Origin of the sequence: Zhongshania sp. (assembly GCF_029212375.1) — a bacterium.
In the GTDB taxonomy this organism is placed as follows: domain Bacteria; phylum Pseudomonadota; class Gammaproteobacteria; order Pseudomonadales; family Spongiibacteraceae; genus Spongiibacter.
In genome coordinates, this window is record NZ_JARGNU010000007.1 from 1 (window position 1) to 12,033 (window position 12,033).

The 12,033-nt window shown below is 49.0% G+C and carries 12 protein-coding genes; 2 read left to right on the forward strand and 10 right to left on the reverse strand.

Features of this window, described 5'->3' with window-relative positions:
* Positions 1-24 precede the first annotated feature (24 nt).
* Together P1U47_RS08815 and P1U47_RS08820 are read right to left on the reverse strand one after the other, a co-directional pair.
* Entirely contained in the window at positions 25-309 is a 285-nt protein-coding gene (locus P1U47_RS08815; RefSeq protein WP_301028400.1) for a hypothetical protein, read from the reverse strand.
* A gap of 135 nt (positions 310-444) precedes the next feature.
* A complete protein-coding gene (locus P1U47_RS08820) occupies positions 445-1,149 on the reverse strand; it encodes a hypothetical protein (RefSeq protein ID WP_301028401.1) in 705 nt (234 codons plus the stop codon).
* Positions 1,150-1,844: 695 nt separating this feature from the next.
* Here P1U47_RS08820 and P1U47_RS08825 point away from each other — a divergent pair.
* Positions 1,845-2,750, forward strand: a complete 906-nt coding sequence (locus tag P1U47_RS08825; protein WP_301028402.1) for an acyltransferase — start codon at positions 1,845-1,847, stop codon at positions 2,748-2,750.
* A gap of 104 nt (positions 2,751-2,854) precedes the next feature.
* Here the strand turns inward: P1U47_RS08825 and P1U47_RS08830 are convergent, their stop codons facing one another.
* The 3 genes from P1U47_RS08830 to hflK are packed head-to-tail and all read right to left on the reverse strand — an operon-like array spanning position 2,855 to position 5,068.
* Entirely contained in the window at positions 2,855-2,977 is a 123-nt protein-coding gene (locus P1U47_RS08830; RefSeq protein WP_301028403.1) for a hypothetical protein, read from the reverse strand.
* A 25-nt stretch (positions 2,978-3,002) separates the two neighbouring features.
* The gene (hflC, locus tag P1U47_RS08835; protein ID WP_301028404.1) at positions 3,003-3,980 is read right to left on the reverse strand and encodes a protease modulator HflC; all 978 of its coding nucleotides are present in this window, start codon (positions 3,978-3,980) and stop codon (positions 3,003-3,005) included.
* Positions 3,977-5,068 (reverse strand): FtsH protease activity modulator HflK, encoded by a 1,092-nt coding sequence (gene hflK / locus P1U47_RS08840; protein ID WP_301028405.1) that lies wholly within the window; start codon positions 5,066-5,068, stop codon positions 3,977-3,979. The genes hflC and hflK overlap by 4 nt, the downstream gene beginning before the upstream one ends.
* A gap of 205 nt (positions 5,069-5,273) precedes the next feature.
* Here hflK and P1U47_RS08845 point away from each other — a divergent pair, with 205 nt between their 5' ends.
* A complete protein-coding gene (locus P1U47_RS08845; protein ID WP_301028406.1) occupies positions 5,274-6,047 on the forward strand; it encodes a TSUP family transporter in 774 nt (257 codons plus the stop codon).
* Between the two features lie 14 nt (positions 6,048-6,061).
* Here P1U47_RS08845 and P1U47_RS08850 read toward each other — a convergent pair whose 3' ends face one another.
* From P1U47_RS08850 to trkA, 5 genes are read right to left on the reverse strand one after another with little or no spacing between them, the layout of a single operon-like run.
* On the reverse strand, positions 6,062-6,535 hold the full coding sequence (locus tag P1U47_RS08850) for a DUF3465 domain-containing protein (protein ID WP_301028407.1): 474 nt from the start codon (positions 6,533-6,535) through the stop codon (positions 6,062-6,064).
* A gap of 58 nt (positions 6,536-6,593) precedes the next feature.
* A complete protein-coding gene (locus P1U47_RS08855) occupies positions 6,594-8,474 on the reverse strand; it encodes an EAL domain-containing protein (RefSeq protein ID WP_301028408.1) in 1,881 nt (626 codons plus the stop codon).
* A gap of 7 nt (positions 8,475-8,481) precedes the next feature.
* Positions 8,482-9,141, reverse strand: a complete 660-nt coding sequence (locus tag P1U47_RS08860) for a bifunctional 2-polyprenyl-6-hydroxyphenol methylase/3-demethylubiquinol 3-O-methyltransferase UbiG (protein ID WP_301028409.1) — start codon at positions 9,139-9,141, stop codon at positions 8,482-8,484.
* A gap of 2 nt (positions 9,142-9,143) precedes the next feature.
* On the reverse strand, positions 9,144-10,592 hold the full coding sequence (locus P1U47_RS08865) for a TrkH family potassium uptake protein (protein WP_301028410.1): 1,449 nt from the start codon (positions 10,590-10,592) through the stop codon (positions 9,144-9,146).
* Positions 10,593-10,620: 28 nt separating this feature from the next.
* The gene (gene trkA / locus P1U47_RS08870; protein ID WP_301028411.1) at positions 10,621-11,994 is read right to left on the reverse strand and encodes a Trk system potassium transporter TrkA; all 1,374 of its coding nucleotides are present in this window, start codon (positions 11,992-11,994) and stop codon (positions 10,621-10,623) included.
* Positions 11,995-12,033: the final 39 nt, after the last annotated feature.

Here is a 12,033-nt window from a genome sequence, read left to right on the forward strand (position 1 = left end):
ATCAGAAGTGAAAAGAGAAACCACCTAACCGGCCATCATAGTTGTCGCCGACCGGACAAGATAGTTGACGCCAGACAGTAGTGAAAGATTTTCAGATATACCGCCTTTAACTCTAGTATCGGCAGGATCCATTAGCCTAGCAAATGCCATAAACATCCTTTCACTAAGACAGAACTGAAGTCTACCAAACACAAACCCATTAAATTCATTGAGAATATCGACTGACTCTTGAGGGCCATATATTTCAGAATACAATGTGACATCTTTAGATATTTCGTCCAATAAAAACTTAATATGCTTCACATCCATGCTCTGACTCTCGTATTCGTATAACGCCCATGTAACCGCGCGATTTTTTGTGGAGTGCTTTTGTGACAAAATGTAGCGAAGCGGAATTCACAAAAGCGCGTAGCAAAAAATTGTCCGGTTGACATGTTTGTTAGCTTACTTGAATACACGATGAACCTCTTGACCGAGAATTTCCCTTGCCCCTGACTCCAGCAACTGGCCATGTGCGGCAATAATTGAATCAAAGTCTAGTAATAGCAGCTTCTCAAAATCCGGCTTCAACGAAGAACCTTTAGGGGTTACACGTTTTAGCCACGGAGGGCCAATGTTGATACCGGCTTTGAAGCCTAGTAGTTTAAACACAAACTTCGTGAACCCAGTGAAATAACTCCAATCAGCGTGGTATTGCACACTGTCAGTGGTAATAAGAAGTTTATGTTCTTTCAGAAGCAAGGCTGCCTCAGGAAACTTTGCTGACTCGAAGATAAAAAATTGTGAATTCGGTAAAGGAGGTTCAACGGTAGAGGTAATAATTGTCGATGCTTTTGGTGATTTGTAGGTATCTTGGCCAGTCTGTGCCCAGAATTCACATTTGTACCTATCAAGATAAAATGCATCATCAAGACCGTGAAAATCTCCCAGCCTCAATATGTGCTTCACACTGCCAAGCTCATCTAATCTAGCAAGACTCTGACTATTCATACGAACTGGATTAATCAAGATTAAGTCGCATTCATTTTTGAGAACGACCATGTTTCGATTCATCCGCATTCCTGGCCCCATTTTTATACTGCCATGCAGAAGATAAACATCGGAATGTAACGCCTTTAATTCATCATGTGGATACGCAGGTGGGTACATTGCTCCTCCTTAAGTAAGCTAACAGTTTTGTTATAGAGACTCGCGCCCCTCTATAACTTTGGCCCCCTTATCAAAGTCGGGGCTTCAGCATGGATTAAAAAATGCAAGGAAATTCAATGAGGTAGCAACCCCGCTATTAGCGAGTGCCGGTCAAACGAAGACTAACTCCCTTTATTTCTGTCAGATATTCCACTCCCTTGATCATATCCTGATTTTTATAAATTTCAACGAGTTAAGTAGCGATCTGAGGTGTTAATGGGAGCGGCGCTATTGTTCAAATGCCTTGACGGTGTAAAGCGGCGATTGATTTCTAGTTGTGTCGAGGCTGTCATGCCGGACTTTGATCCGGCATCTGGTGGGGTAACCGTGAATTACTTCAGTGGTAGTGGATTCTGAATCAAGTTCAGAATGACGATGTGGCGTTCAGAATGACGATGTGGGGTGTTCAGAATGACGATGTGGGGTTCAGCGTGACGATGTGGGGTTCAGCGTGACAATGTCGGGAGTTCGGAGTGACTGCGCGTAGCGCTTGTATTGTTGTTGTGTTGAATTTAATGGTAAGTGGGTGCTTACTATTATCTAAGGCATTGTATACGGCAATAAGCCCTTTTTTTTTCGTGTATCGGGCAAGGTTCCGCAACAATGTGTTCATGCGTTACAATGGCGGCTCTTGTGCCGATAACAGATAAGAACTCATGCTGAATTTTCTTCCCCACTGGCTGCGCGGCAGCCTGACCATGCTGCTGATTATTTGCTCTACCTTAGTATTGGTACCCTTCCTACTGTTGGTGGCGGTGCTTAAATTATTGATTCCAATTGCGCCGTGGCGGCGCTGGTGTACGGTGGTATCAATTGAGATCGCCAATTTATGGGTGGGCTTTAATAATGTGTTGCTCGATGTTGTTAATGATATTCATTGGGATATTGAGGGCGCCGAGGACTTAAGCCTTGATGATTGGTATTTTGTGACCTGTAATCACCAGTCTTGGGCCGATATTTTAGTGGCGCAAAAAGTCTTGTTTCGCAAAATTCCCATGCTCAAGTTTTTCCTTAAGCAGCAGTTGATTTGGGTGCCGGTTATTGGCTTGGCGTGGTGGGCTTTAGATTTTCCGTTTATGAAGCGCTATTCTGCCGCCGACATTGCCAAGAACCCCGCTTTAAAGGGTAAGGACTTGGAAACAACGCGAAAAGCCTGCGAAAAGTTTAAATACACGCCGGTGACGGTGTTTAATTTTTTAGAAGGTACGCGCTTTACCCCTGCAAAACAGCTACAGCAGCAGTCGCCCTACCAGCATCTGCTAAAACCCCGTGCGGGTGGCGCGGCTTTTGTATTGGGCGCCATGGGCGAGCAATTGCACACCATGCTCAATCTTACTATTTACTACCCCAGCGACGACCGCAGTTTTTGGCATTTCCTGTCTGGTCGCGTTAAGCATGTTGTGGTGCGTGTAGAAAAGCAGGCAATTGCCCCGCGCTATTTAAGCCGCGATTATTTGAACGACGAGCAATTTCGCAGTGAATTTCAGCAGTGGGTTTCGGCGTTGTGGCTTGAGAAGGATCGTTTGTTAGCAGAGCTTCATCAGGGTGTGAGGGCAGCGTAATAAGCGTCGCACTCGCGCTTGTTTGAGCTGTTGCTAGGGGTGTGTTCGGGGGAATAACAAGTAAGGATGAATGCGGGGCGCTTGCGCGCCACCGCCCTGCGGTATTAAAGCTTTGCGAAAGGATCTGGCCTTGAACCGGCCTTAGACTTTTTAACCTGGCGCTTTTCTTTTTGCGACAAGACCGCCTTCTTTTTGGTTTCCTTATTACTTTTCTGCTCTTTACTCATGGCAATGCTCCTTTACACGGTGGTGTTACTTTGCCGCTGGTCGCGGCGTCATACCTTTTAGGAACTTGAACAAATCACTGTCGGTAGACAGCACCAAGGTGGTCTGCTTATCAACAAGTGAGGAGTAGGCCGCCATAGTTCGAGTAAATTCATAAAACTCTACCGACTGTGGGCTCTGATTATAGGCGCTTGCGTAAATTTCGGTAGCTTTAGCGTCGGCTAAACCGCGAATTTCTTCTACTTCGCGATAGGCTTCAGACTGGATCTTGTTTAACTCCCTAACGCGGTTACCTCTAATCCGCGCTGCCTCGCCGTTGCCCTCAGATAAAAAGCGTTCGGCTATCTGGCGGCGCTCACTAATCATGCGGTCGTAAATTTTGGGTCGTACGCTGGCATTGTAATTAATGCGTTTAAAGCGAATGTCGAGCAGTTCAATTCCAAACACGCCCACTTTTTCTGCGGCCTCCTTAAATATTTCTTGCTCCACTAATTGCCGGCCTTTTTCAATGGGCACTAAGGCACCCATGTTTAGGCCCTGCGATGAGGATGCCAGCACCGCATCGCGCAGGGGAACGCGATCTTTGGTGGTGCGAATAATCTCAATTAACTCGTGTTTGGCCACCGCATTGCGGGTTTCACTGCCAAGAATATCGTCTAGGCGTGATTGGGCGCTGCGCTCGTCGCGTAGCCGCAAAAAGTATTGCAGTGGGTCAACAATGCGCCAGCGCGCAAACAGGTCAACCGAGATATACAGCTTGTCTTTGGTGGGCATATCCGACGGCGCACCATCCCATTCCAATACGCGCTTGTCGATAGGGTTCACTTCTTGAATAAAGGGCACTTTAAACTTAAGGCCCGCCTCGGTAACGGGTTCGCCAACGGGTTTACCGAACTGAGTAATAATAACTTGTTCAACTTCATCAACCGTGTACGTTGAGTTCATCAATACAAATAAACCACCAAATACCACTACCATGGCTGCGACAGATTTAAAGTTTTTCATTTTTTGCTGCCCTTTTGTTCGCCAATGTTTAATAGCGGAAGCAAACCACTCATATCGTCGTCGACCAAAATTTTGTTTTGAATATTGGGCATAATCTCCTGCATGGTTTCTATGTAAATTCGGCGCCGCGTAACTTCGGGCGCTTTACGGTACTCGGTAAACAAGGCGTTAAAGCGGGCAACATCACCTTCGGCCTCATTAATACGTTTTAAACGATAGCCGTCTGCCTCGCGAATGCGCTGGTCTTTCTCACCTTCGGCGAGCGGAATCACTTTATTGTATTCCCTGCGCGCTTCGTTAATGAGCTTCTCTTTTTCCTGCTGGGCTTGGTTCACCTCGTTAAAGGATTCTTGCACCGGCCGTGGTGGATTGATATTTTTCAGTTGAACTTGATCGATATTGATGCCCATCTCATATTTGCTGGATAGGTCCTGCATTTTTACGAGGGCTTCGACTTCAATTTCTTGGCGGCCAATGGTGATGACCTCGTCAACAGTGCGGTCGCCGACCACTGAACGCATGACCGATTCCGATACATAGCGCAGGGTCTCTGCCGGCTCGCGCACCGCAAATAAGAATTTTACGGGATCTGATATCCGATACTGCACCACCCACTCAACTAAGGCCGCATTCAGATCACCTGTTACCATTTGGGTCTCTAGGTTGCCGTCGCGGCTGCCTTGATACGCGTCTCTGGCGCCCGGTGTAGAAAAACCAAACTCCTGCTTAAGCTGACGTTTTACCGGCACTATTGTCGATTTATCAATGCCCAGCGGCAGTTTAAAGTGCAAACCTGGGGGCACTTCTTTTAGGTACATACCAAAGCGCTGTACTACGGCGACGGAATCGCTGGGTACGGTGTAATAGGCAGACCACAGGCTGATGGCCGCAGCAAACAATAGAATTATTGGCAGGGCGCGACCAAGCCCCGCAGCGCCACCGCCACCGCCTTTGCCGCCCGCACCGCCACCCGAAAATTTGCTTTTCAAATTCTTAATGGTGTTGTTGATAATTGCGTCTAAGTCGGGGGGCGACTGTTGGCCAGAGCCCCAAGGGTCTTTGGCGCCGTTATTGTTCTGAGCAGACATTGAATCAGCCTTTAATTAGAGTTCAGCACATCTATTAGTGGGGGTATGGGCCGTAGATTGCAAGCCGCATAGCGGTCTATACCGTAATGAGTGCTAAAACGTCATAATACGGGCGGCTCCGCTCAACTAGGATTTTAGTGTGCAGACCATTACAATCTGCATACTGCCCGCCGCTTTTTTTACCTCTCGATTAAACAGGATTTTCATGGCCGACCTCGCCCTCTATCAGTACGTGCTGATTGGCATTATTTTTATTTGGAGCGGCTTTGTGCGCTCTGGCTTAGGCTTTGGCGGCGCGGTACTCAGCCTGCCTTTCCTGCTGTTGGTAGACAACCAGCCACTGGTTTTTTTGCCGCTGATTTCGGTGCAGTTGTTGATCTTTTCTTCCATTACTTTAGTGTTGAATAATCGCAGTAGCCAAGCGGTTGGTCGCGAACACGCGAGTACCGTAGATTGGCCATATCTGCGCTATATGCTCGGTATTATGATTGTGCCCAAGCTCTTGGGTGTATTTGGCTTAATCACGCTGCCTGCCAATGTGCTCAGCATCATTATTTTTTCTATTGTCTCGGTCTACGCGCTCTCGTACATTGCAAACAAACCCTTTAAGAGCAATAGCAAATTTATAGACGCGGTATTTCTTATTGTTGGTGCCTATATTAGCGGCACCTCGCTAATTGGCGCACCACTGATTATTGCCGTTGCCGCGCAGCATATTGCTCGCGAGCGCCTGCGTGACACGCTTTTTGCACTGTGGTTTATTTTGGTTAGCATTAAGTTGGCGGCGTTTATTTATGCAGGTATAGACTTGCAATTAATTCATCATCTTTGGCTTTTGCCCTGCGCTGCAGTAGGCCACTTTATTGGCCTGCGCTTTCATCGGCGTATGCTTAGCGCCGAAACGCCGCTGTTTTTTAGAATATTGGGTTGCACCCTATTATTCATTAGCCTGCTCGGTTTGTGGAAAGCCTTAGCCTAATAATAATTTAAAACTTACTGGTAGCGCCGACCGCGATGTTCTAGCCAACCATTGCGGTGGCGGCCTGCTGGATCGTGATGGGTCCAATGTATTACACCGCCTCGTTGATTCCATTCGTACTCGCCAAAAAAAGCAATGTCGTCTCCGGTCTGCAAGCTAGCAATGCGCGGCGCTAGATCAATATTGTGAGCTACTAATAGTGTCTGCCCAGAGTTAAGGCGAAGAATGAATTTTTGGTGGCGACTGCCGGCAGTGTCGTCTGCTAAGATTTTTTCTACTTTGCCTCGGCCTTCTACTTGAATGTTGCTTAATTTCTGCTCATAGGCGCGTGTGAGACTGCGATCGCTATTGCTGGCGTTTGCAAAATTCGGCGCTGCGGATTTATTAGATAGTGTCGTTTTAACGCTGCTAACAGCGCTGGGCGTATATTGATTCCAACTATAGGCGGCGACGATCGCAATAATCACTACTACAAGGGATTTTCTCATTTCGCGACCCATTTGCTTTAGTGGTGTACGTTAGTTAGTGCCGCGTTATGGCGACTAATTAAACATGCTTGCTATGTTGCATCTCGGCGTAGCGTTTAGCCCACTCTAGAAACGGTCCGGCGGGTAAGGCTGGCGAGTAAAGATAACCCTGCACCATGTCGCAGTGGCGCTCGCGTAGGATTCGGCGCTGATTTAAATTTTCTACACCCTCGGCAATTACCTTCATTTTAAAGCTATGGGCCATGGCGATTATGGCGTTGGTGAGGGCAACGCTGTCTTCGCAGTGATCAATATCTTTAACAAAACTGCGATCAATTTTTAAGGTGTCGAAGGGATAGCGTTTAAGGTAGCTCAGCGAGGCGTAGCCAGTGCCGAAATCGTCTAGCGACAGATGAATACCCAGCGATTTAAGCTCTTTGAATTGGCGGCGAATAGTGGGCGTGTCATTGATAAGCAGACCTTCGGTAATTTCTAATTCTAATTGGCGGGCGGGCAAGCCACTTACCTTTAGCGCGTGAGCAACATTTTTGACAATGTCGCCATCAGAAAATTGTTTATTAGAAATATTAACGGCAACATTTAGATTCGCCAAGCCCGCTTGTGACCAAGCTATAATTTGCTTGCAAGCCTGCTCTAGTACCCAGCTGCCAATGGCAATAATTTGACCGCTGTGTTCGGCCACTGGAATAAATTCGTCGGGAGCGGGGTTGCCGAGCTTACTATTGTGCCAGCGCAGTAATACCTCGACGCCAACGAGCTGATGATTTGTTAAATTAATCATTGGCTGATAATAAAGTTCAAGCTCATTGCGGGCGATGGCATGGCGTAAATGGCTTTCTAAATCTAGGCGACGATCGGCTTGATGGCTCATGCTTTCATCGTAAAAACAAAAGCGATTTCCGCTATCGGCTTTTGCGGCAAACATGGCGGCTTCGGCGCGCCGCATTAAGGTGTTGCTGTCGTTGCCGTCGGCGGGGTATTGACTAAGCCCCACGCTGGCGGAAATATTTACTTCGTGTTGTTCGATATAAAATGGTGTGCGGCAACGTTCCAGGAGGTCTTCTGCTAATTCGCGCGCGCTGTCATTACCGCTCGACGTGTCGAGAATAATTAAGAATTCATCGGCGCCAAGGTGGGCGATTAATTGCTCGTCTGGCACGGCGAGGCGCAGGCGCTCGGCGGTTTCAATAAGTACTTTATCAACCACAAAGTGACCTAGGGATTCGTTGATATAGCGGATGCGGTCGAGGTCGATATAAATCAGCATAAATTGCTGTTGTAACGCCGCACATTTATCGATGGTGGCGCTCAAGCTACGCAGTGCAAATTGACGATTGGGCAATCCGGTTAAGACATTGTAGTGCTCGCGAATAAATAAACGATCGGCAATGGCTTTGTGTTCAGAGATGTCTTCGCAGCACACAATAATATTGCTGAGATCGCCTCGGCTATTATAAATAGGCGTTATTGTGGTGGCTAAATAATCATCAAACTCCGAATCGCCAAAGCGTAATTCACCCTGCCAGGCTTTTCCTTCGGCGATGGCTTCGCGAATGCGGCGCCGAGTTTCGGGCGCGACATGTTGCTTCCATTTGTGGGTATTGATTAGTTTTTTTGGATCTTCAACATCTAATTTGGTTAGGGTAGCGTGACGGTGATTAATATACTCCGGCTCTAATTTAGGGTTAAGCAACAACATGGCAGAGGAGCCGTGTTCTAAGAGCATTTTAAGTTGTTGGTTTTCGCGTTGGTTTGCGCGACGCTTACTATGCAGGGTATCGAGGTAAACACAAAAGCAAAAGCACAAAAAAATGCTGCACGCCGAAAGCGTGGCCAAGGCGAGTAAAGCGGGTTGATAGGGTGTTTCTAGAACAATATAGCTTGCTGCCGACAAGCCGACAGAAATGCATAAGCCAATTGCCAGAAAAAGATATCCCATGTGCCACCTAGTTAGAAGAGCGAGTGTCCGAGCATAGACTGCCGTCGGATGAATTCCACGAGCTTGGTTTGCGTGCAATCAATTCCGCTTCCGCTGCGGCATTATCGTTACGGTCGTGTGGGCCTTCACAATAGTATCGTATTTCCAGACCTTTAAAATGTGATAGCAGTTCCTTTTTGTGTAAGTAAAAATTTGAATTTTTAGGCCCGCGCATCTCGCCAGCGGCGGTACTTACGAAGGTTTGGTAAAACAATAAGCCTCCGGGCTTTAGAGCTGCAATAAGCGCTGGGAACAGGGGGCGGTACAGAAAGTAGCTTACGGTAATTACATCGTATTGTTTGGCGACTAAGTTTGAAACCAAGCCAAGGCCATTGGTCTCGATGTCGGCTTGCCGTGCCGTTAGGGATAAATTCTGGCTGCGGGCGTAATCATTTAGGCGCGTAACGGCAACATCGGAAATATCTACGGCCTCGCACTCTAGCCCCGCTTGGGCGAGCAATACCGCATTGCCACCTAGGCCGCAGGCCACATCCAGCGCTAGCCCAGTGCAGGGCAGTAAATCACGATGGTTTTGTAATACGCGGCACGCGGCTACTGGCAGCTCGCGCTGCTGGTGGCGCTGGTTCCATTTGGCTCTGCTGCTGAGGCTTGGCTGATGGCTGTTCATGGCTATCGCCGCCAGAATGCGGGCATTAATAATACCAGCAGTGTGAATATCTCTAAGCGGCCCAAGAGCATGGCGTAGCATAAAATCCATTTGCCAGTGTCGCTGACGCTGCGATAACTGGCGGCAACCTCGCCGAGCCCTGGTCCCATGTTATTGATGGAGGCGGCGGTAGCCGAGAACGCCGAGAGTGAATCTAAGCCGCAGGCCATCATGGCGAGCGTGATAATAATGAAGGAGATCATATACACGCCAACGAAGCTCCACACTGCGCTGACGACTTTGGCTTCGACGCGGTGGGCGCCAATTTTTAGGGGGATAACCGCGCTGGGGTGAATTAGCTGGTTCATTTCGCGCATGCCCTGTTTGGCAACCAACATCACTCTCACCGCTTTCATGCCGCCACCGGTGGAGCCAGCGCAGCCGCCCATAAACGACAGCATAATAACCGCAACGGGTAAAAAGCTCGGCCATATAGAGAAGTCTTCGGCGCCAAAACCGGCGGTGGTCGCGACCGACACGGTGTGGAATATACCGTGCACAATACTGTCGTTGAGGCTGTAGGTGCCGCTAAAAAACAAATAAACCGAGATGGTTAAAATGGCAATGCTAATAATCGCCAAGTAAAATTTGGTTTCAGAGTCGCGAAAATACTGCCTTACAGAGCGGGCCCGCCATACGTGAAAGTGAATGGTAAAACTCATGCCTGCAAAGAGCATAAAGGCGCTGCAAATCATTAAAATAAGCGGGCTTTGAAAATAGCCCATACTGGCGTCGTGGGTAGAGAAACCGCCAATGGCCACCGTGGAGAATGAGTGGCTAATGGCGTCAAAAATGCTCATTCCCGCCAGCCAGTAAGCCAACGCGCACACGGCGGTTAAGGCTAAATACATTAAGAATAGTACCTTGGCGGTGCCGGTAATGCGGGGTGTGAGCTTATTGTCTTTAACGGGGCCGGGCGTTTCGGCGCGGTATAGCTGCATGCCCCCAATGCCGAGTATCGGCAGAATGGCAACGGCAATAACGATAATCCCGATGCCACCCAGCCACTGCAAAAATTGGCGATAAAACAAAATAGAAATTGGCAGTTCGTCGAGGCCGGTAATTACCGTGGCGCCGGTGGTGGTTAGCCCCGAGATCGATTCAAACACCGACTCGCTAATGGACAGCCCAGGGCTGTCGGCCAGGTAAAAGGGCAGCGCGCCGAATAGGCCGAGTACGGTCCAGAACAGCGAGACCACTAAAAAGCCGTCGCGAATACTCAGTTCTTGGCGCTTTTTTAAATTGCCTATCCACAGCAGTAGGCCGCTACAGAAGGTTAGGCTAAATGCCCATACAAAGGCGTTTAGGGCGCCGTCGTCGAACACAAGGGCGAGCACCGCTGGCACTGCCATGGTCAGGCTAAAAATCATCAGTAGCATGCCGATAATTCGGCAAATAATACTCAGATGCATGCTTGGCCTTTAGCGGCTAAATTTGCCATTAGAAAAAGCTGAAGCCAACTTGAAAGAGTTTCTCAACCAGTTTGATTTTGCTCTTATCCACAAGGAATAAAATTAAATGATCTTCTGGCTCCACCGTTAAATGACTGTGGGCGATCATTACCTCTTCGCCGCGCACTAGCGCGCCAATACTCACGCCCTCGGGCAGTACAATTTCATCTAAGCGGCGGCCAACCACCTTAGACGAGCGACTGTCGCCGTGGGCAATAATCTCTAAGGCCTCGGCCGCGCCGCGGCGCAGGGCGTGTACATTGTAAATGTCGCCGCGCCGTACGTGGGTGAGCAGGCTGCCAATGGTGATTTGCTGGGGTGAAATAGCAATGTCGATATCGCCGCCCTGCACCAAATCCACATAGGCGGGATTGGTGATCAAGGTAATTACCTTTTTTGCGCCCATGCGCTTTGCCAGTAGCGACGACATGATATTGGCTTCGTCGTCATTGGTTAGGGCGAGGAAAACATCGGTCTCTTCAATGTTTTCTTGGGCGAGCAAGTCGTGATCAGAGGCGCTGCCGTGGAGTACGATGGCTTTCGACAACTGCTCAGACAGCGCCCTGCAGCGTTCATAGCTGCGCTCAATAATTTTAACGTGGTAGCGACTTTCTACGGCGCGGGCCAAGCGCTCGCCAATATTGCCGCCACCGGCAATAACCAAACGCTTATAGGGTGTGTCGAGACGGCGCAGCTCGCTCATCACTGGCATGATGTTCTTTTTGGCGGCGATAAAAAACACTTCATCGCCCGCCTCTACTACGGTGTCGCCGCTGGGCATAATGGCGGTGCCACGCCGAAAAATAGCCGCCACGCGGGTGTCAACGGTGGGCATGTGCTCGCGAATCGCCGCCAGTTCATTGCCCACCATGGGGCCGCCGTAATAGGCTTTTACCGCCACCAGTTGCACCCTGCCGTCGGCAAAGTCCAGTACCTGAAGGGAGCCAGGGTATTGTAATAAACGCTTTATGTACTGGGTGACTAGCTCTTCTGGGCTGATAAAAACGTCGATGGGAATCGCATCATTGCCAAATAATTTTTCAACATTGGTGTAGGAGTTGGAGCGAATGCGCGAAATTTTGGTTGGGGTGCGAAATAAGGTGTAGGCGACTTGGCAGGCGATCATATTGATCTCGTCGCTATTAGTTACTGCAATCAGCAGGTCGGCATCGGCGGCGCCGGCGCGCTCCAGCACATCGGGGTGCGAGGCTTGGCCGGTAACGGTGCCAATATCGAGGCGGTCTTGGAGTTCACGCAGCCGTTCGGGGTCTTTGTCGACCACGGTGATGTCATTGTGTTCGCTGGCGAGATTCGCCGCCAAGGTGCCACCGACCTGCCCTGCGCCAAGTATTATGATTTTCATCGTTCGCTATCGCCTGCGCTATCGCTGATGTTGCTAATT